The sequence below is a fragment of the Undibacterium sp. 5I2 genome (assembly GCF_035019605.1).
Classification (GTDB): domain Bacteria; phylum Pseudomonadota; class Gammaproteobacteria; order Burkholderiales; family Burkholderiaceae_D; genus Undibacterium.
The window spans coordinates 1-20,813 of the sequence record NZ_JASJVS010000033.1 but is presented as its reverse complement, the minus strand read 5'-3'; the positions used below and the strand labels follow the sequence as shown (position 1 = coordinate 20,813).

Below are 20,813 nucleotides of genomic sequence, written 5' to 3'. Positions count from 1 at the left end.
TTGCGATGACATTTTTACGTGGGCGACGGAAACATCTCGCCCCTGCCTTTCAGTCGACGCGCGGCGTTACTGCGCGCTTCCCTCTGTTTTGATCAGCCGTTCCGGTGCCAATATACTGTATTCCTGCAACTGCGCAGAACCGAGCAAAGCTTGATCAGAGGCGCGATACACGCGCACCCGTCCCAACTCTGCCGGCAAATTCAGCGCCTCTTTTCCCAGCGCCAGTCTTTGTCCATGTAAAAAACGCACGGCCAATTCATCAGTCAACTGCACTGGTGGAAAACTCGACAACAGCGCATCGACCGGGTCGAGCAAAGCCAAGCGCTGCGCAATGTCAAGTTCCGCCAAAGAATCGAGCGTGATCGATTTTTCCAATACCAAATGGCCGACCGCAATCCGGCGCAAAGCTTGTAAGTGGCCACCGCAACCAAGCGCAGCACCGATCTCTTCGCCGAGCACGCGCACATAGGTGCCCTTGCTGCATTTGACCTTCAAGCTCAGTAACGGGGCTTGATACGAAAGCAATGCCAACTCATGAATCACCACATGGCGTGCCGCGCGCTCGAGTGTAATACCGGCTCGGGCGTATTCATACAAGGGTTTGCCATCGCGTTTCAAGGCCGAATACATCGGCGGCACCTGCGCGATCGGTCCGCGGAACTGCGCCAGCACGGCATGGATTTGCTCCAGCGTGACCGCCACCTCTGCCGTAGCAAGAATTTCACCCTCGGTGTCGCCAGTGGTGGTGGTTTGCCCCAGATGCACGACGGTGGTGTAAGTCTTGTCAGCCTCCAGCAAATCTTGCGAAAACTTAGTCGCTTCACCAAAACACAGCGGCAACAAACCAGTCGCAAACGGATCGAGCGTCCCGGTATGCCCAGCCTTCATGGCATTGAGCATGCGTTTAGCCTTGATCAGCGCATCGTTACTGGAAAAACCGACCGGCTTGTCGAGCAACAACACCCCGTGCACCGGCACGCGTGGCGCTTTTTTGATCGACGTATTCACTGCGGCTTGGCGCACCATCGGCTCAATGCTTGGCGTCGCCATCATCGCCTTGATCGCCTTCATCGGCGTCCTCGAGTTCGTCGCTGCTGTCAACGACAGCAGCCGGCACGACCACCTCATCAGCCGAACGACTGGCATTGGCTTCATCGATCAAGCGCGACATGGCGATACCGCGCATGGTCGACATATCATGAATGAAATGCAATTGAGGCAAGGTATGTATACGCAATTGCAAGCCGAGTTGCGCGCGTAAAAAACCGGCAGCCTTACTCAAGGCATCATTGGTCGCCTTGATCGCCACAGCATCATCGACGAGTGTGGTGAAAAAAACTTTCGCATGCGCGTAGTCGGGCGTGAGCTGCACTTCGGTCAGCGTAATCATGCCGACGCGCGGATCTTTTAATTCCGACCAAATGATCTGCGCCAAATCTTTCTGGATCTGATCGGCGACGCGCAAACCGCGTGCCGGGATGGTTTTACTGTGTTTTGCCATAATATTTACTGTGTTTTGCCATGATGTATGTCGGGGCGCACGCGGCGCACCTGGTTAGTGCGCACAAGAATTCTGCTCCCCCAAAATAACAACCCCGGACTGGCCGGGGTTGTTTTGAATTACAGAGTACGTGCAATTTCCTGTACTTCAAAGATTTCCAGCGCATCGCCGACTTGAATGTCGTTGTAGCCTTTTAATGAAAGACCACACTCCATACCGGCCTTGACGTCTTTGGCATCATCTTTGTAACGTTTGAGCGAATCAAGCTCGCCGGTCCAGGTAACGACATTGTTGCGTAACAAGCGAACGGAAGAAGTACGCTTGACGATACCGTCGGTAACCAGACAGCCGGCGATCGCGCCAACTTTACTGACCAAGAATACTTGACGAATCTCGACCATACCGATGATCTGTTCGCGTTTTTCCGGTGCCAGCATACCAGACAAGGCAGCTTTGACTTCGTCGACCGCATCGTAAATGATGTTGTAGTAACGAATGTCGACGCCGTTCGACTCGGCCAATTTGCGCGCCGATGCGTCGGCACGGGTGTTGAAGCCGATGATGACCGCTTTCGAAGCAACCGCCAAATTGACGTCGTTTTCGGAAATACCGCCAACGGCTGCGTGGACAACTTGTACGCGCACTTCGCTGGTCGACAATTTCTGCAACGATTGAACCAAGGCTTCTTGCGAACCCTGCACATCGGTCTTGACGATGATAGGCAGATTCTTGACTTCGCCTTCGCCCATGTTTTCAAACATGTTTTCAAGCTTGGCCGCTTGTTGCTTGGCCAATTTGACGTCGCGGAATTTACCTTGACGGAACAAGGCGATTTCACGCGCTTTGCGTTCATCAGCCATGACCATGACTTCTTCACCGGCTGACGGCACTTCTGTCAAACCTTGAATTTCGACTGGAATCGATGGACCCGCTGCCGTAATCGTCACGCCGTTTTCGTCCAGCATGGCGCGAACACGACCATACGCTGTACCAGCCAAGACCACATCACCACGTTTCAAAGTACCGGACTGTACCAAGATAGTCGCAACCGTACCGCGACCTTTATCCAGGCGCGATTCGATCACCAGACCTTTGGCCGGCGCTTCGATCGGTGCTTTCAGTTCCAGCACTTCAGCTTGCAACAAGACGTTTTCCAGCAGGGAATCGATGCCCAAACCGGTTTTTGCCGACACTTGAACGAATGGTGATTCACCACCGTATGCTTCCGGCACAACGCCTTCGGCGATCAACTCTTGCGTCACGCGATCAGCATTGGCACCAGGTTTGTCGATCTTATTGATCGCCACAACCAAAGGTACGCCGGCTGCCTTGGCATGAGCAATCGCTTCTTTCGTTTGCGGCATCACGCCGTCATCGGCTGCGACGACCAAAATAACGATATCGGTCGCTTTGGCACCACGAGCACGCATCGCCGTAAAGGCTTCATGACCCGGGGTATCAAGGAAAGTAATCATGCCACGCGGTGTTTCTACGTGATACGCGCCGATATGCTGAGTAATGCCACCGGCTTCACCGGAAGCCACTTTAGCGCGACGGATATAATCGAGCAGCGAAGTTTTACCATGATCGACGTGACCCATGACAGTCACGACCGGCGCACGTGAGAACGACTCATACTGCGCATGTTCTTCGGTATCGACCAACATCGCTTCCGGATCATCGAGTTTTGCCGCAAATGCTTTGTGACCCATTTCTTCGACCAAAATCATGGCCGTTTCTTGGTCCAGCACCTGGTTGATCGTGCACATCTGACCGAGCTTCATCAATTGCTTGATCACTTCCGAAGCCTTGACCGACATTTTATGTGCCAGCTCAGCCACGCTCAGTGTTTCAGGCACATAGACATCTTTCACGATGGCTTCAACCGGCACTTGGAAATTCGATTCGCGATCATCATGGTGATTGTTACGACGGCCCTTAGGACCGCCCTTCCAACCATCGCGACCACCGGATGTATCACCGCGGGTTTTCAAACCACCGCTACGCTTCTTGGCATCATCTTGCCAAGTCGATGAGACATTCCCCGATTTGATCGCTTTTTTATCGCCGACCGCAGGTTTTTTATCATCTTTGGCAGCTGCCACGACAGGCTTCTTGTCACCGACTTTTTTATCCGCCGGCTTATGCAAAGTGCCTTCAGCAGGCTTGGCCACCACTGGTGCTGCCACCACTGGTTTCGCCGGGCGCCGCGCCGCATTCATCATTTCTTTGATCTGCGCGACTTCGTCGGCGACCGCTTTTCTGGCTTTCTCTGTGGCGGCGGCACGATCTGCCGCTTCTTTCGCTACCAGGCCAGCTTGTTTCTTGGCTTCTTCTGCGTCCAAACGTTTCTTCTCTTCATCTGACTGAGAAGGTTTCGCTTCTACAGTTTTTTCCGCCGCAGCGACCGCTACGGCTTGCTCTGCCTTGACTCGCTCCGCAGCGACCTTAGCGGCCTCGGCTTCGGCAGCCACACGCATGGCGGCGGCCTGGGCCTCTTTTTCTGCTTCCAACTTTGCAAGGTGCTCTTGTTTTTCGCGCAATTCCACTTCTTGACGAGCGATCAGCTCGGCTTCATGCCGCGCTTCCTCTTCATTCAGCTGCGCCACTTCGACTTCGGCCACCGGTGTCAGGGCTGCCGCATCATCGGCGACAACTTCATCGCGTTTGACAAAGGTGCGTTTTTTGCGCACTTCGACCTGAATGGTGCGAGATTTGCCCGTAGCATCCGCCTGTTTGATCTCAGTCGTCTCTTTACGAGTGACCGTAATCTTTTTCTTTTCGTTATCGAGCGCAGAACCGTGAGAACGACGCAGGTGTTCCAGCAGTCGATCTTTATCTTCTTTGGTCAACAAATCCGCTGTCGAATTTTTATCGACACCCGCCGTACGCAATTGCGTAAGCAGTAAATCTGCTGACATGTTCAGCTCGGTGGCAAATTGGGCAACGTTGTTACTCGCCATTCAGTCCTCTTTTTCTATGTGCGCGTTATGAATATGAAACCCGTCATTACTTAGCTTCTACGAGTTTCCAGGCATTGGCTAACAAAGCCTTGGCCTGATCATCATATTTAGCGTCGATGAGTTTCATCTCATCATCGGTCACATCTTCAAATGCTTCTTTAATTAAATGGCGTGAACGGTCGGCAGACAATGCCAAAATCGCGCCAAATTCGTCGTAGGCCAAACCGGCAAAAGCTGCCAGGTTTTTAATTCCGGCCAAGCCCAGCTTACCTGCGGTAACGCGTGTCATCCCTTCGAGATTGATCAACTCGTCATCCATACCTTCCAAACCTTCTTCAGAAGCGATCGCTTCTGTCAAAAGCGCATCGCGTGCACGGTTACGCAATTCAGTCACGGTACTTTCGTCAAATGCTTCGATTTCCAGCATTTCGCTGATCGGCACATAGGCGATTTCTTCCAGACTAGAGAATCCTTCATCAACCAGAATGTCGGCCACTTCTTGGTCAACATCGAGTTTTTCCATGAACAAGGCGCGAATCCCGGCAGTTTCTTGCTCTGCTTTGCTGGCCGATTCTTCCGCGGTCATGATATTGATCTGCCAACCAGTCAGTTCGGCTGCCAAACGGACATTCTGGCCGCTACGACCGATGGCGATGGCGAGATTTTCTTCATCCACCACGACATCCATGCCATGTTTCTCTTCATCGACCATGATCGATGAAACATTGGCTGGTGCCAGCGCACCGATGACGAATTGCGCCGGATCTTCCGACCACAACACGATATCGACACGTTCACCGCCAAGCTCACCGGTGACGGCCTGCACGCGTGAACCACGCATACCGACACAGGTACCGATAGGATCGATGCGCTTGTCAGCCGTAAACACGGCAATCTTGGCACGTACACCAGGATCGCGCGCGGCCGATTTGACGATCAAAGAACCTTGTTCAATTTCCGGCACTTCGAGTTCAAACAATTTCATGATGAACTCAGGGGCGGTACGCGAGAGCACGACTTGCGGGCCACGGGCATTACGATCGATGCGCAAAATATAGGCACGGACGCGATCACCAACACGCAGATTTTCTTTCGGGATCATCTGATCACGCGGCAAACGCGCTTCGATTTTACCCGACTCAACCACGGCATCACCACGCTCCATGCGTTTGATGGTACCGGTTACCAGCGAGTCGCCGCGCTCAAGGAAATCGGCCAAAATTTGTTCGCGTTCAGCATCACGGATGCGTTGCAGTACGACTTGTTTGGTATCTTGGGCAAAACGACGGCCGAAATCGACCGATTCAATTTCTTCTTCGATGTAATCATCGATTTGAATTTCAGGATCATCTTCCACCGCTTCGAAATGCAGAATTTCCTGGTCGGGCAATTGCAAGCCCGCTTCATCAGGAACTACATGCCAGCGGCGGAACGAGCGGAATTCACCGGTTTCGCGGTCGATTTCCACACGAATATCGACTTCACCAGGAAAACGCTTCTTTGTTGCCTGCGCCAAAGCATGCTCAAGCGCACCAAAAACAACTTCTTCATCGACGTTTTTTTCGCGCGCCAGCACATCCACCAATAACAACAAATCACGACTCATGCTTTGCGACTCCTAAAATCCACTTGTGGCACCAGATGTGCCTTATCCACATCGGCGAGCGTAAACTCCAGCATGGCCGACCCATCTTTTACTTCAAATTCCAGCTTCAGATTTTCACCTTCAGGCTCGTGCAACAGGCCTGCAAAGGTTTTGCGATTCGGCGTACCCGGCATAGGCATGCGCAATTTCACCGTCACTTCCTGACCGGCAAAGCGCACATAATCAGCCAACTTCTTCAACGGACGATCCAGCCCCGGCGACGACACTTCGAGACGTTCGTAATTGACGTTCTCAACAGTGAGTACATGCGAGAGCTGATGACTGACTTTTTCACAGTCTTCGACGGCGATATTGCCTTTTTCCACGTCTGTCGGCAAATGATCGATATACACTCGGAACAAACCGCGTTCGGCCTGCTCAAAATCAACCAGATCATACCCCGTACCATTGACGGTTTTCTCTATCAAATCCAACAAAGCCAAACTATTCTCCGATCAATACAAACCTGCAAGAACCTGCCATCACAGCGCACCCGCTCTGAAAAAGCAAAAAAAAATGGGCAAAGCCCATCGTTTTTTCAGCGCTCTGATCATCAGTTCATCAGGCATCATCTTATAACTGCCAGATTATAAACGATTATTTACCCTGTCGCAATCAAAAAACAGGGCAAATCAAGCACAAACCACAGTCAAAAATCAAGCGCCGCGGGAACGTCGACGCGCCGCAATTCCTTGACCAATCGCTTGGCCACTGCCACGCGAAGTCGGGCCACGTCGTTGCTGCCCAGCATCAGGAAAGCCCAGCGCCGTTTGCATAGGATCAGGCTGACGCGGACGCTTGTTTGCCGCATTACCATTGCCGTTACCGTTACCGTTGCCAGGATTACTGCTCAATTTATTGCCATTAGCATTACCTGTGGTATTCGCACCACGACCGACGCCATACTCACCACGACCACTCGACATCGGGAAATTCGGCTGCTTCTGAGCATACGGCCCGGCCGGCTTGTTACCGTAAGGCTTATCACCGAACGACTTCCCTTTCGGTGCCGGACGATCACTGGCGACTTTTTCCAAGCCGCTGATCTTCAACAAGCTGCGAACCGCATCTTCTTCCAACTCATCCCAACGACCGCGCCGCAAATTCGCTGGCAAGGTCATCGCACCGTAGCGCGTACGAATCAGTCGCGACACCGTCAAACCGACCGCTTCAAACATGCGCCGTACTTCGCGATTTCGACCTTCACCGATAACCACGCGGTACCACTTATTCACACCCTCGCCGCCGCCATCAGAAATTTTAGAGAACTGTGCCAGACCATCATCGAGCTGCACACCAGCCAACAAACTCTGACGCATACCCTCTTCGAGCTCACCGAGTGTGCGCACCGCATATTCGCGCTCAATACCGTAACGTGGATGCATGAGCCGATTGGCCAAGTCACCCGAGGTGGTAAACATCAACAAGCCTTCGGTGTTGTAATCGAGACGACCAACCGCCAACCATTTACCGACCTTCATCTTCGGCAAACTGTCGAATACCGAAGTACGACCTTCCGGATCACTGGTGCTGACGATTTCACCGGCCGGCTTATGATAGATCAACACGCGTGGCGGTTTTTTACTGACCTTACGCATAATCGGCTTGCCATTGATACGCACCTGATCGGTCGGCAAAATACGCTGACCGATATGAGCTGGCTCACCATTGACCGACACACGACCGGCAACGATCAACTCTTCCATATCACGACGCGAGCCAAGACCGGCTTCGGCCAACACTTTGTGTAATTTCGGCGCATCATCATCGGCCGTCAGATCGCGTCTGACCGGCTTGGCATGCGACGCCTTCTGTGCATCATCACCTTCGAGTGCATCAAAGGCTTCCGAGGTCACATAAGAAAATACTTCATCCGGATGATTGGTATCACGCCGCACTTGGCGCTCGGCTTGTGGCAAACGCTTACCCGGACCACGACCGGCTGCTGCCGCACCGCGCGGACCGTAAGTACCATCGGAGCGCGCGGCGCGCTGCCCAGAGGAGTCAGCTTGCGAGCGCGGTGTGCGCGAACCATAGGGGTCACCATCTTGACGTGGCGCGCGTGGACCGGTCGATTCCCCATCCTGACGTGGTGCACGTGGCGCACGTGAACCGAACGACTCCCCATCCTGACGCGGCGCACGTGGCGCACGTGGAGCAGACGATTCTCCATCCCCACGCGGTGCACGTGGCGCACGTGGAGCAGACGACTCTCCATCCTGGCGTGGTGCACGTGGCGCACGTGGCGCAGACGACTCACCATCTTGGCGCGGCGCACGCGCCGTGCGCGGAGCGGCTGCCTCACCATCCTGACGCGCTGCACGCGGTGTACGCGCTGCACGCGGAGCAGACGCTTCACCATCCGGACGCGATGCACGTGGCGCACGCGGCGCACGCGCTACAATCGGCTCATCACTCGCAGCGGCGGCATCGACAGCCTCGGCGCGTGGCGCACGAGGCGCGCGAGGAGCGCGCGGCTGCGCCGCTTCACCCTCAGCACGCGGCTTGCGCGGACCGCGCACTGCGCGCTTGGCTGGCTTGCTATCATCAGCACCTGCGACCACGTCGCCCCGATTGTGATCGGCTTTTACATCTTCAGGATTCATGGGATTCATTCTTCAATTCTGTTCATACTGTTTAAGGCTGCTGTCCATCAGCGCCCGCTTCACTATCGGGCACCGGCGTGGCGGCAGCCTGATCACTCAAACTTTCATCTATCTCTGCGGACGTCGCTTGCGCAACATCGGCACTCGCCGCATCAGGCGATGACGGCACAACCTCGACTGCCACTACTACACTGAGCAACTCATCGCTCAATCCCGACAATTGAAACTCAGGAATGATGTCAGCCGGCTCATCCCGTTTAACCTGCTGCAAAGGCGGCAACTGATCAAGCGAGGCCAAGCCCAAATCACTGAGAAACTGCTTCGTGGTAGCAAACAAAGCAGGTCGACCAGGCACATCGCGCTGACCAATCACCTCGATCCAACCACGGTCTTCCAGTGTCTTAACCATCTGCGTAGCCACTGTCACGCCGCGAATTTCTTCAATATCACCACGCGTCACCGGCTGCCTGTAGGCAATGATTGCCAAGGTTTCCAGTGCCGCACGCGAATACTTCGGCGGCTTTTCCGGATTGAGCCTGTCTATATAGACCCGCATCTCAGGACGGCTTTGAAAACGCCAACCGGTCGACAAACCGAGCAATTCAATACCCTTGTCAGCCCAATCGAGCCGCAAATCTTCCAACATTTTTTTGATCGTGTCAGCACCCACCGCCTCATCGTGCTCGTCGTCACCCTGAAATAATTTTCTCATGGCATTCACGCTCAGCGGCTCCGGAGCGCATAACAAAGCAGTTTCGAGGACTCGTTTTGCCTCAGCAGTATTCATGAAATTTTAACTACACGGGTTGTAATGGATGTCATACACAAAGACTGAACCGGATACGGTGACAGCCCACGTTTCTATGTATTTAAATTTATTTATATTTTATTTATGTCAGCCATCTCGGCCGCAAGCCCGTCCAGCGGGCAGATCAGAGGTTTTCCCGAGGCGCATTGCTGCACACTCAACCCATTTAATCAGTAGATACCAGATTGTAGTCCAGAACAGCGAGGCCATCAAAGATAATTGACGCAAATTTCTCAGCAAGCGCGCATGCATTGTAATCGGCAAACACCCTTGCCCTGCCAAACTCCGCGCTGCAAGTCGACTCAGTCTGACTTGCCTGCTTCTGCAACCACGCCATGCAGGATAACACGGTTCACTGTTTGTGCGACAAATAGTTATATGAGCGCGAACCGCGCGCTAAAAACGATAAAGCCGCTGATTCTTTTTCAAGAAATCAACGGCTTTGCGTATTTGGTTGCGGGGGCAGGATTTGAACCTACGACCTTCGGGTTATGAGCCCGACGAGCTGCCAGACTGCTCCACCCCGCGTCTGATAAAGTGAACTATACTCCGATTTATTGCATTGCGCAATGCCGCCACCGCGATATTCTGATCTGCGCCGTACTCACCGCTGATGTTACACTGCAGACATCGCTCAATTTTATCTCCCTCGCTCCTATGAAATTCTGTTCTGATTGCGCCGCTCCCGTCGAATTGAAAATTCCGGCCGACGATACCCGTGAACGCTATGTCTGCAGCACCTGTGGCATCATTCATTACCAGAACCCGAAACTGGTGGTCGGCTCCATCCCGGTCTGGCAGTGCGATGGCGAGCTGAAAATCCTGCTCTGCAAACGCGCCATCGAGCCGCGTTACGGTTACTGGACCTTACCGGCCGGTTTTATGGAAAACAATGAAACCACTGTGGCCGCGGCCCAAAGAGAAACCATAGAAGAAGCCGGCGCCAATATTGAGATGCATGAATTATTCTCCATCGTCAATGTGCCGCATGTACACCAGGTGCATTTATTTTACCGCGCGACCTTGCTCGATCTCAACTACGCCGCCGGCACCGAGAGCTTGGAAGTACAATTGTTTTCGCATGTCGACATCCCGTGGGACGACATCGCCTTCCCCACCGTCAGCCACACCTTGCGCTGTTTTTTCGAAGATTTGAGCAAGCACGTCGCCGGTCAAGACTGGCCGCTGCACGAACATGATATTTTCAAACCGATGCGGAGCTAAGCTTGATTCCTTGGTTGGAAACACACAGCGCCTTTCCGCCGGTATCGACGGCACTGACAGAAAAAGACGGCGCGGCCGGCTTGCTGGCAGCAGGGGCCGATCTGTCGCCACAACGTTTATTGCAAGCGTACCAACTCGGTATTTTCCCATGGTTTTCCGAAGGCCAGCCGATACTCTGGTGGTCCACCGATCCGCGCATGGTATTAAAAACCGACGAGTTCAAAGTTTCATTGAGCTTAAAAAAACTGCTGAAAAAAACCGCGCGCGATCCGCGCTGGGAATTTCGCTTCGATTCGGCATTCGAACAAGTCATGCGCGCTTGCGCGCAACCACGCAAAGAGGGTGCCGGCACCTGGATTTCTGAAGACATTGTGGCCGGCTATTGCGGCTTGCATGCGCTCGGTCACGCCCACTCTTCTGAGGTATGGTTGGACGGCCAATTGGTCGGTGCCGCCTACGGCGTCGCCATCGGCCGCATGTTTTATGGCGAATCGATGTTTACGCGCGTGCCGAATGCCTCCAAACTAGCACTGTCTCAGTTGGTTTTTTTCTTACGCGCACAGGGAGTGAAACTGTTAGACTGCCAGCAAGAGACAGCACATCTGGCCTCCTTGGGCGCGGCTGCAATATCCCGTCAGGCATTTATGCTACATATAGAAACAGCCACGACCGAGCCGGAAATTACTCAATGGCAGCCATTATCAAGCTTGCCGCTATAAATAAGGCACCACGCACGTGGTACAGAGAAACGAAGCGAATGTGACACAACTCAACGAATTAGTTTGCGAAAGCATACAATTTTATGCCACTGCGCCCTACCCTTGCAGCTACTTGCCAGGCTTACAAGCGCGCTCGCAAGTTGCCACGCCCGCCCATCTGATTAATTCAGAAGCGTATTCTGATTTGGTACACCGCGGTTTTCGGCGCAGCGGTATTTTCGTCTACCGGCCACACTGCGACAATTGCCGCGCCTGCACGCCAGTGCGCGTGCGCGTGGCAGAATTTCATGCCAATCGCAGTCAGCGGCGCGCCGACAAAAAACATGCCGACCTCAGCGCCCGCGTGATCGCGCTCGCCTACACCCATGAACACTATGAACTGTATCAGCAATACCAACAGTATCGCCATGCCGGCGGCGGCATGGACCAAGACAGCCGCGATCAATATGCGCAGTTTCTGCTGCAAAGTCGGGTAGAAACGCGCTTGGTAGAATTCCGCGATGCAGAAAACCAATTGAAAATGGTCAGCATCATCGACATCCTCAGCGATGGCTTATCTTCCGTGTATACGTTTTTCGATCCGGAAGAAACGGAAGCATCCTACGGCACCTACAATGTACTCTGGCAAATTCGCCAAGCCGCCGAATTGCAGTTACCGCATGTGTATCTCGGTTACTGGATTGCCGCCAGCCCGAAAATGTCTTACAAGACCAATTTCAAACCGCTCGATGCATTAATGCACGGCCATTGGCAATCCCTATAATTCTCAGCAACTTATTTCACCTTCGCTTACTACCATGTCAGAAAAATTATTGTATTCGTTCGCCCGCTCCATTTTATTTTCGCTCGATGCCGAGCGCGCCCACCATCTGACCCTGCCGGCCTTACAAACGGCCAGCAAACTCGGCCTGACGCGTTTCTTGAACAAACCCGACTGTGATCCACGCACCGTGATGGGTATTCGCTTCCCCAACCCGGTTGGTTTGGCCGCTGGTCTGGACAAAGATGGTGCCTACATCGACGGGCTGGCCGCACTCGGTTTCGGCTCGATAGAAATCGGTACCGTCACACCGCGCGCCCAAGCTGGCAACCCGCTGCCGCGCATGTTCCGTCTGCCGCAAGCCGGTGCAATCATCAATCGCATGGGCTTCAATAACGGCGGCGTCGATGCCTTCGTCAAGAATGTTCAGGCTTCGCGTTTCTATCAAGAAGGCCAAGGCGTACTCGGTCTGAACATCGGTAAAAATGCCGCGACACCGATAGAAAATGCCGCCGATGATTATCTGCATTGTCTGGCCAAGGTCTACCCGTATGCCAGTTATGTAGCGGTAAATATTTCTTCACCGAATACCAAAAACCTGCGTCAACTGCAAGGCGGCGATGAACTCGACGCCTTACTCGGCCAACTCAAAGATGCCCAACAACGTCTGGCCGACCAACACCGCCGCTACGTGCCGCTGGCCTTGAAAATCGCCCCCGATATCGACGCCGAGCAAATCAAAACGATCGCTGCCGCCTTGCTGCGCCACCGTATCGACGGCGTCATCGCCACCAACACCACCATCACCCGCGACGCCGTGCAGGGCCTCGCGCATGCCGACGAAGCCGGTGGCTTATCCGGCAAACCGGTGTTTGAATTGTCAAACCACGTGATCCGTGCACTCAAAGCCGAACTCGGCACGGCAGTGCCCATCATCGGCGTCGGCGGTATTTTTTCCGGTGCCGACGCGGCGAGCAAAATCGCCGCCGGAGCGGAATTGGTGCAGCTCTACTCAGGCTTAATTTATCAAGGCCCGGCCTTGGTCAAGGAATGTGCGGCGGCCTTGCGGCCAGGCGTGTAATCGGCAGATGTAACGGTACAGAAAAGCTACTTGCATCACTATTCCTGATTGTAATTTCCTCAAATTCGAGGGAATTACCAATGAGGCGGGACGGCCAAAAACCGCAACGGCTAATTGCGCTATACTTTTACTCCACAGCGCCAGCGCGCCTATCCAGCCACCCACGGAATTTTTACTCATGCAAAGCAAACAACTCGGCAACAGTCCACTCAACGTCACCCCGATTTGTCTCGGCACCATGACCTTCGGCGAACAAAATACCGAAGCCCAAGCACATGAGCAACTCGATTATGCAGTCGAACGTGGCATCAACTTCATCGATACCGCCGAAATGTATCCGGTCATGCCGCGCGCCGAAACGCAAGGCCGCACCGAACAATACCTCGGCACTTGGTTAAAAAAATCGGGTCGCCGTGAGCAGTTGGTGATAGCCAGTAAAATCGCCGGCCCTTCGCGCGGCATGGGCTGGATACGTAACGGTAACAATGATTTCAGCCCGGCCAATCTGCGCGCCGCACTCGACACCAGTCTGCAGCGCCTGCAAACCGATTACATCGATCTCTATCAATTACACTGGCCCAGCCGGAATGCGCCGATTTTCGGCCAAACCCGCTTCGACCCGACGCAAGAACGCGCGCATTGCGCCATCGCCGATACCGTCGCCACGCTTGATGCCCTGATTAAAGAAGGTAAGATCCGCGCCTACGGTGTCTCCAATGAAACCGCTTGGGGCATAGGCGAGTTCAGCCGCCAAGCCAGCTTGCAGCACGCCGCTGCACCGGCATCGATTCAAAATGCTTACAATATGGTGAACCGCGCCTTTGAACAAGGGCTCGATGAAAGCTGCTACCGCGAAAACATCGGCTTGTTGGCCTACAGTCCGCTCGCCTTCGGCCAATTGAGTGGGAAATACGCCGCCGATGCCGTCGCTGCCGGCCGCTTGACGCACTTCCCACCGACCTGGAGTCCGCGCTACCTGCGTGCCGAAGTGTTTGAAGCCAGTCGCCGCTATGCCGCACTGGCACACGCGCATGGCATGACGCCGGCACGTCTGGCGCTGGCTTGGTGCTACTCACGCTGGTTCGTTTCCAGCACCATCATCGGCGCAACCACGCTGGCCCAACTGGAAGAAAATATCAATGCCTTCGAAACCGTATTGAGTCCGGAAGTCTTGGCCGAGATAGAACAAATCCACCGCCAGTTGCACAACCCGGCGCTCTGAAGTACGCAGCGCTTCCCTGAGGAAGCGCTGTACCTTAATTGCAATTGATAATCGTTCGTATTTACAAATAAGAAAAGTTTCGTTACAATCACTGTCTCAAGCTTCCTTGCTTGCTACCAGCCATTCCCCGGAAAAGCCAAACGGTATGTGTTTTCTCTATCCTTTTGGAATCCCGAAATGCCTATTATCAGTCGTCCTCATCACGCCTCTCGCGCCAAACGCTTACCCCACACGCTCTCTGCCACCTTCGCCGCCCTGCTGCTGCCGCTGACTGCGGCACAGGCCGCCGACTTACCGGAAGTCAACGTCAAAGCCAGCACCGAAAATGACTTCAAAGCAGAGCGCGCCGCTTCCGCCAAATACAGTCAGCCCTTGCTCGACACCCCGCAAACCATTAGCGTCATCAAACGCGAACTGATCGAGCAGCAAGCGGCCCACACGCTCACCGATGCGCTGAGAAATACCCCAGGTGTCGGCGCTTTTTTCCTCGGTGAAAACGGCAGCACCAGCACCGGCGACGCCATTTATATGCGCGGTTTCGATACCTCGGGCAGTATCTTCGTCGATGGCGTGCGCGACATCGGTTCGATTTCTCGCGACCTGTTCAACATCGAACAAATCGATATTCTCAAAGGCAGCGCCGGCACCGACAGCGGCCGCAGTGCGCCAACTGGCTCGATCAACTTAAACAGTAAGCAAGCCCAGCTCGATAATGCCGGCGCTATCAGCATGTCAGTTGGCAGTGCTAAGCAAAAGCGCATCAGCGCCGATATCAACCGCATCCTCGATGAAGCCAGCGGTACGGCTTTGCGGCTCAATCTGCTCGATCAAGACAGCGGCGTAGCGGGGCGCGACGTGGTGCGCAACCAGCGCTGGGCAGTCGCACCGACGCTCAGCTTTGGTCTGGCTAGCCCGACCCGCGTCATACTCAGCTACCTGCATGTCGAGCAAAACAATATTCCTGATGGCGGCGTTCCCACCATAGGCTTACCCGGCTACACCAGCCCCGATCCGACCCGCCCCGTCCTGAGTCAAGCGGCGGCAGTCGATAGCAACAATTTTTATGGCGTCAACAGCGATCACGATCAGGTCCGTGCCGATATGTTCACTGCGCGCATCGAGCATGATTTCAGTCCCACCGTCCGATTGATCAACACCACGCGCTACGGTAAGACCGCACAAAATTATCTGCTCACCGCTTTCATGGGCTCGAGCGCAAATGCACTCACCCCCGTGCCGAGCGATACCAGCGGCTGGACCTTGGCACGCAGCATACGCACACAGAAAGATCAACAAAACGAGATTTTCACTAACCAAAGCAATCTGAGCGCCGAACTCAATTGGGGCGGCTTCAAGCAGACGCTGCTGGGCGGTCTGGAATTGACCCAGGAAAAGCAAAACACGTGGGGTTACGATGGCTTGGGCAGCGTCGCCGCCGCCAATTTGTACCATCCGAATCCAGCCGACCCGGTCAGCGGCCTCAATTTGCAACGCAATGGCGTGTTCACACGCGGCAGTACCAGCACCGTCAGCGCTTACTTGTTTGACACCATAGAGTTTTCCCCGCGCTGGCAAGTCAACGGCGGCCTGCGCATCGACCGCTACGACACCGATTATTCCAGCGCCAGCTTATCGACTGCCAAAACTAATCCTACTCTGCCAATCAATACGCTGGTGCCCTTAAACTTGAATACCGCCGGCAATCTGCTCAACTGGAAACTCGGCGCACTCTACAAACCGACCACCGACAGCAGCGTGTATGCGTCGATGTCGACCTCGAAACAAGCACCGGGCGGAGCAAATTTCGCCCTCAGCCTGGCGGCGGATAATGCCGGCAATCCTAAATTCGATCCGCAGGTGGCGAAGAATTACGAAATCGGTGGCAAATGGGATTTACTGGAGAAAAAACTGTCGTTCACCGCCGCCGTGTATCGCACCGACATCTCCAACGACATCGTGCAAAATTTGGTCGATTTATTGTATTACCAGACCGGTGCCAAACGGGTACAAGGGCTGGAACTCGGTATGAGCGGTGAGATTCGGCGCAACTGGCTGGTCAGCGCCGGCTATGCACGCATGAACACCTCGGTCGCCAGCGGACCCAGCGTAACCGCCAATGGCGAAACCAATCTCGCTTATGCCCCGAAACAGACCTTCACCGTCTGGACCTCTTACGAATTACCAATGGGTTTGAAACTCGGTGGCGGTGCGCGCTTCGTCGATGCGCTCTTGCGCGGCAAAGACGGTGCGCTCGGCACACCGGTCAGCACCGATCCATACTGGGTGTTCGACAGCATGCTCAACTATGCCATCAATAAAAATGTAGCCCTGCAGCTCAATGTCTACAACCTCAGCGATCGGCGCTATGTGGCCTCGATAAACAAGAGCGGTTATCGCTATGCCCCAGGCACACCGCGCTCAGCCACGCTGGCCTTGAATATCAAATTTTAAGCACAGCGCTGCCCGGCCGTCACGCTATGCCCTTGCATCGGCCGGGCACCTCAAATCGACAGGAGTTACCAGCATGATGTTACACATTCCGGCTGTCATGAGCCACAGCGAAGTCAGCGCCCTGCGCGAACGCCTGAGCGCGTGCACCTGGGTCGATGGCAGCCAAACCGTCGGCGCCCAAGGCGCACGCGTCAAAGCCAACCGCCAGTTAGCGGAGCACGGAGCAACGGCGCGCGAACTCAGTGCCATCGTTCTGGCAGCGGTACGCCGCCATCCCTTGTTTTTTTCCGCCGCTCTGCCGCTGCACATCGTGCCGCCACTGTTCAATTCCTATGCCGGCGGCGAACACTACGGCTTACATGTTGACGGTGCCATCCGTGCCATACCGGGCAGCACGCAGCAATTACGTACCGATGTGTCGAGCACCTTGTTTCTCAGCGAGCCGGAGGAGTATGACGGTGGCGAACTGATGGTGCTCGATACCTATGGCACGCATGAAGTCAAATTATCGGCCGGTGATTTGATTGTCTATCCATCGACCAGCCTGCATCAAGTGATGCCGGTCACGCGCGGTACCCGTCTGTGCGCGTTTTTCTGGACCCAGAGTATGATCGCCGACGATGCCAAACGCGGCATGTTATTCCAAATGGATAACAACATCTGCACACTGCGCGAACGCCTCGGTGACTGCGCCGAAGTGCTGAGCTTGACGGCGCAATATCACAATTTACTGCGCATGTGGGCCACGACCTGAGCGCGGCGCGTTGCACGCTGACAGCGCAAGACACTTAATGCGCACCAGCTAATAGTTGCCTACCTTTCATGGTGATGCAATATTTTTGCAAACGACTACTGGGTTTATCTGGCAGCGTGTAGCTAATCAGCCCTTGCTCCAACAGAGTCTGAATACTGCGCTTGAATGCCCCGGTTTTCGAACTAAGCTGCAGCAAATTAATCAGCTCAGCGGATGCCAGCGAGGCATCGGAAAGTAAATGTAATATCGATTCTGACTGGGCCTCTGACTGGGCCTCTGACTGGGCCTCTGATGGCGCACTCAATGTCGCCGCAACGCCTTTAGCAGAAACACGCACTTGCGTAGTCAACAAGGCGGCAAATCGAATGACCAGCCGTAGCCGCATACCAATTTCTGAAATTTGAACTTCCGGCAAGCCTTGTTCTTCAGCCTCCTTCACGATCCGTTTCACGCCACTACCCCATTGTTCAAGCAGATTGAGCTCACGAAACACACGCACAATCACCGGATTACGGATTTTTGAGATGCCCTGCTTCATGTCATCAATAGTCATGCCAGGCAATAAAATACCAGGATTTTCAATCTCAATCCGATCATCAAAAAACGCAATACGAACAGGTGCGCCACGTTGCGAATAATCGGCATGGACTAATGCATTGATCACAGCTTCACGCAGTATTCCCAAGGGGATACTCCAAACATCTTTGCGCCGCGACTCTGAAAAATCCGCACCACGCAGTGCATGCTTTTTCAAAAACAGCATGATGCTGTCGAATGCCTGAGCCAGTGGTTCGTCAATATCAATATGGTCAAAAATCACAGCCTTGTCGATGCCATTGACATCCTCCCCGCCCTAAAGAGGCTGTCGCAAAAGGGTTTTCAGTCGGTATCACTACCCCGACTGGTGGCCACGTCGTTCCTGCGCGCTTTTAGCAGGAATCCAGCGGCGTTCGTGGTTAACTGAAAACGCCAGAAATTGTGGCATTTTCAGTGCAAAAACGACACTGGGTTCCCGCCAAAAGCATGCGGGAATGACGAGGCTGTGGCATACGGGAATGACGAGGCTGTGGCATACGGGAATGACGAAGCTGTGGCATACGGAAATGACGAGGCTGTGGCATACGGGAATGACGAGGTATGCGGTGTTTCAGATATAAAAAGCGTCCATCAGGCTTTTGCGACAGCCTCTGAAGGCACTGGCGTGCCACTGGATTTCTGCCAGCGCAGAAATGACGAGGCGAAGAGTAGTCAGGTACGCGCAGGCGGAAATGATGAGACTAAGCCACTGCGATTAAATCCGCGCTTCCCTAGAGCTTGCTGCGCAAGCGATCGCTTGGAACAAGCTTGTCGCGTATCTGGTCAGAAAACTGGTCCGTATCGACCTCGACGATTAAGCGCGCAAGCTGCTCGTGCCTCAAGCACATGCGGTTGATCACATCGACGACGCTCTGTACGACAGAGGCCAGCCCGCCAGCGGCAGCCACCTCGGCGCGAACCGCCGGCAAACGCTCGCGGATCCGATGCACCAGATTCAGCATTTCGATTGAAACAAGGCGCGGCGACAAGCGACAATTTGCCGCGAATTGAGCCCATTCATACGCGCTCAATTCTCCCTCCGTGAAAGCGTCGCCGATCGCCATTGCAAAGTTGTCCTCTATCGAGCCGGCGTAGGCGAGTGTGCAGACCACGTCGTACGTGGGCGTAAGGTATGTCCCGATCGCACTGACAAAAAACGACAGATTCTTGGCATGCGCGTCTGTATTACCGACCAGAATCTGGAACAGCACCCAGCGCAGCAAGGCCAGACGCTGGGCCGCCGGCCGGTTGCTTATGTCTAAAAGCCCGAATAGACGTGGCAGAGAGGCACCGTCCCTGATGTGCCTTACATCCTTCGTCTCACCGTAAGGCCGCTCGTATTTCATTCCGACCGACATACCCAAGGCCTGGCAACCGTCGATCACATGGCGCCGCAGGATGCCATCGGCGCTTGCTTCCCGATCGAATCGGGTAATTTCTAAGACCGGCTCCGGCACATGCACCAGGCGCACATCCGCCACGGGCAAGCGAACGTGAAACGCAAGCCGCATGCAAAAAAATTCGTTTGTGGTCAGTCCGGCGAGGCGAGAGTTTATCGGCTCCGGCTTGAGAATGACGGTCGAGGCCAAGCCGTGTCCTTCGACCAGGTGCCATCCTTCATCGGTCTTCAGGACGGCGATCTTGTCCTGGAAGCCGGCGATGGACAGGCGGACCTTCCCATCCCAGACGGAAAATGGCATTGCCGGCCGAGCACGAATGCGCTCCGACAACTCATCTGGCGACAAGTAGCGGAATTTCTGCTCGGGCTCGATAGGCGTAACGGCCATTTCTCCGTCCGTAGCGTTGCGACCCTCTCGTTTTGGCAGTAGACCTCAAGACGCATTATTTGATCCTGCCGGTGTCGTAGGGACGCAGCCGGATGAAGTCCGTCACTGCTTTCGAGTCCTGCTTGTCCGCGACGAACAGGTTCAAGCCCAAGTCGGAAACGATGCGCAACACAATCCCAATGCCGACCGTGGACTTGCCTTTTTCCAGATCGGCGAGTGTCTGTTTCGCAATACCGATGCTCAACGCCGCCTGTTCAATGGTAAGACCTTCGGCGGTGCGCTGTGCGCGAATGAAGTGGCCAAGCGTCTCCACGTCAGCGATGTGCGAGCTGTAAGGGGAAACGGTTTTCGTGACTTTTTTCATAAAACCTAATTGAGTAGTCTTTTACTCGCAAATTAAAGGATTTTATATTAAAAACCTATCGAAATAGGATTATACGACAAATCAAGCGAAAAATTATAATAAACCTACTTCCCTAGGCTTAAACGCGTGTCATTTTTTCAGCAGATAGCGCCAGAACGAAAATCCCCTGTCAGATCCTCAAAAAACCGTACAGATACATACAAACTGTACCCGAAGGCGGACGTCATTTTTTACTTACAAAACGGGTAAAGTACTTGACATCCTCCCCGCCCTGAAGAGGCTGTCGCAAAAGCCTGATGGACGCTTTTTTACACCTGAAACACCGTATACCTCGTCATTCCCGCGTGCTTTT

At 54.2% G+C, this 20,813-nt stretch carries 16 protein-coding genes, 1 tRNA gene and 1 pseudogene; 7 read left to right on the top strand and 11 right to left on the bottom strand.

Annotated elements, in window-relative coordinates; all coding sequences use genetic code 11:
- Positions 1–66 precede the first annotated feature (66 nt).
- The 8 genes and pseudogenes from truB to QN359_RS12490 form a co-directional block, all read right to left on the bottom strand.
- Positions 67–1,026 (bottom strand): tRNA pseudouridine(55) synthase TruB, encoded by a 960-nt coding sequence (gene truB / locus QN359_RS12525; RefSeq protein WP_322251100.1) that lies wholly within the window; start codon positions 1,024–1,026, stop codon positions 67–69.
- Between the two features lie 4 nt (positions 1,027–1,030).
- The gene (gene rbfA, locus QN359_RS12520) at positions 1,031–1,501 is read right to left on the bottom strand and encodes a 30S ribosome-binding factor RbfA (protein ID WP_322247621.1); all 471 of its coding nucleotides are present in this window, start codon (positions 1,499–1,501) and stop codon (positions 1,031–1,033) included.
- A 119-nt stretch (positions 1,502–1,620) separates the two neighbouring features.
- Positions 1,621–4,464, bottom strand: coding sequence for a translation initiation factor IF-2 (infB, locus tag QN359_RS12515; RefSeq protein WP_322247620.1), 2,844 nt, complete (start codon positions 4,462–4,464; stop codon positions 1,621–1,623).
- A 46-nt stretch (positions 4,465–4,510) separates the two neighbouring features.
- Positions 4,511–6,070, bottom strand: a complete 1,560-nt coding sequence (nusA, locus tag QN359_RS12510; RefSeq protein ID WP_322247619.1) for a transcription termination factor NusA — start codon at positions 6,068–6,070, stop codon at positions 4,511–4,513.
- The gene (rimP, locus tag QN359_RS12505) at positions 6,067–6,552 is read right to left on the bottom strand and encodes a ribosome maturation factor RimP (protein ID WP_322247618.1); all 486 of its coding nucleotides are present in this window, start codon (positions 6,550–6,552) and stop codon (positions 6,067–6,069) included. Before rimP ends, nusA begins: the two co-directional genes overlap by 4 nt.
- Before the next feature lie 213 nt (positions 6,553–6,765).
- Positions 6,766–8,715 (bottom strand): pseudouridine synthase, encoded by a 1,950-nt coding sequence (locus QN359_RS12500; RefSeq protein WP_322247617.1) that lies wholly within the window; start codon positions 8,713–8,715, stop codon positions 6,766–6,768.
- A gap of 264 nt (positions 8,716–8,979) precedes the next feature.
- A pseudogene (gene scpB, locus QN359_RS12495) lies at positions 8,980–9,502 on the bottom strand (SMC-Scp complex subunit ScpB); the annotation flags it as partial.
- A gap of 472 nt (positions 9,503–9,974) precedes the next feature.
- Positions 9,975–10,051: transfer RNA gene (locus QN359_RS12490), tRNA-Met, on the bottom strand.
- Positions 10,052–10,180: 129 nt separating this feature from the next.
- Here QN359_RS12490 and QN359_RS12485 point away from each other — a divergent pair.
- The 7 genes from QN359_RS12485 to QN359_RS12455 all read left to right on the top strand — a co-directional run bounded on the left by QN359_RS12485 (position 10,181) and on the right by QN359_RS12455 (position 17,734).
- Positions 10,181–10,747, top strand: a complete 567-nt coding sequence (locus QN359_RS12485) for an NUDIX hydrolase (RefSeq protein WP_322247616.1) — start codon at positions 10,181–10,183, stop codon at positions 10,745–10,747.
- 2 nt (positions 10,748–10,749) lie between these two features.
- Positions 10,750–11,466: a leucyl/phenylalanyl-tRNA--protein transferase gene (aat, locus tag QN359_RS12480; protein WP_322247615.1), complete on the top strand. Its 717-nt coding sequence runs from the start codon at positions 10,750–10,752 to the stop codon at positions 11,464–11,466.
- A gap of 40 nt (positions 11,467–11,506) precedes the next feature.
- Positions 11,507–12,229 (top strand): arginyltransferase, encoded by a 723-nt coding sequence (locus QN359_RS12475; RefSeq protein ID WP_322251099.1) that lies wholly within the window; start codon positions 11,507–11,509, stop codon positions 12,227–12,229.
- A 34-nt stretch (positions 12,230–12,263) separates the two neighbouring features.
- Positions 12,264–13,307, top strand: coding sequence for a quinone-dependent dihydroorotate dehydrogenase (locus QN359_RS12470; RefSeq protein WP_322247614.1), 1,044 nt, complete (start codon positions 12,264–12,266; stop codon positions 13,305–13,307).
- 178 nt (positions 13,308–13,485) lie between these two features.
- Entirely contained in the window at positions 13,486–14,529 is a 1,044-nt protein-coding gene (locus tag QN359_RS12465) for an aldo/keto reductase (protein WP_322247613.1), read from the top strand.
- 177 nt (positions 14,530–14,706) lie between these two features.
- Positions 14,707–16,980, top strand: coding sequence for a catecholate siderophore receptor Fiu (locus QN359_RS12460; protein ID WP_322247612.1), 2,274 nt, complete (start codon positions 14,707–14,709; stop codon positions 16,978–16,980).
- 73 nt (positions 16,981–17,053) lie between these two features.
- Positions 17,054–17,734: a Fe2+-dependent dioxygenase gene (locus QN359_RS12455; protein ID WP_322247611.1), complete on the top strand. Its 681-nt coding sequence runs from the start codon at positions 17,054–17,056 to the stop codon at positions 17,732–17,734.
- Between the two features lie 34 nt (positions 17,735–17,768).
- Here QN359_RS12455 and QN359_RS12450 read toward each other — a convergent pair whose 3' ends face one another.
- The 3 genes from QN359_RS12450 to QN359_RS12440 all read right to left on the bottom strand — a co-directional run bounded on the left by QN359_RS12450 (position 17,769) and on the right by QN359_RS12440 (position 20,461).
- Complete coding sequence (locus QN359_RS12450) at positions 17,769–18,554, bottom strand: ATP-binding protein (RefSeq protein ID WP_322247610.1); 786 nt, start codon at positions 18,552–18,554, stop codon at positions 17,769–17,771.
- Positions 18,555–19,041: 487 nt separating this feature from the next.
- Positions 19,042–20,097 (bottom strand): HipA domain-containing protein, encoded by a 1,056-nt coding sequence (locus tag QN359_RS12445; RefSeq protein ID WP_322247609.1) that lies wholly within the window; start codon positions 20,095–20,097, stop codon positions 19,042–19,044.
- 55 nt (positions 20,098–20,152) lie between these two features.
- Positions 20,153–20,461 (bottom strand): helix-turn-helix domain-containing protein, encoded by a 309-nt coding sequence (locus QN359_RS12440; RefSeq protein ID WP_322247608.1) that lies wholly within the window; start codon positions 20,459–20,461, stop codon positions 20,153–20,155.
- Between the last annotated feature and the right edge of the window lie 352 nt (positions 20,462–20,813).